This is a genomic window from Tritonibacter sp. SIMBA_163 (assembly GCF_046535935.1).
Lineage (GTDB): Bacteria > Pseudomonadota > Alphaproteobacteria > Rhodobacterales > Rhodobacteraceae > Epibacterium > Epibacterium scottomollicae.
Map to the genome: position 1 here is coordinate 1 of NZ_JAWJBP010001192.1, position 241 is coordinate 241.

The window sequence follows — 241 nt, forward strand, 5'->3', positions numbered from 1 at the left end:
GGTAGCGCAGCATTGGGGGGGTGCATCTGACCGGACAACCGCGCCAGCGCCGCCCCTGCCTGTTTGAACGCCTCCCTGAGCTTGCTACCGGCTTCCTTGCGCAGCCGGATCATCCGACCCGCAAGCGTGCTGGCAGCAAGATCAAGCTCCCGCACCTTCTCGATGGCTCCGTCAGCGGCGTCGCGCAGGCGTTGCTGCACATCCGACAGGGCCGGAATGCCGTGCATGCCCTCCGTCAGCG

General features: G+C 67.2%; 1 protein-coding gene. It reads right to left on the minus strand.

Annotated elements, in window-relative coordinates:
* Positions 1 to 227 (minus strand): hypothetical protein (locus tag R0J92_RS26095; RefSeq protein ID WP_411053826.1); only part of this gene is annotated, 227 nt, incomplete at its 3' end.
* Positions 228 to 241: the final 14 nt, after the last annotated feature.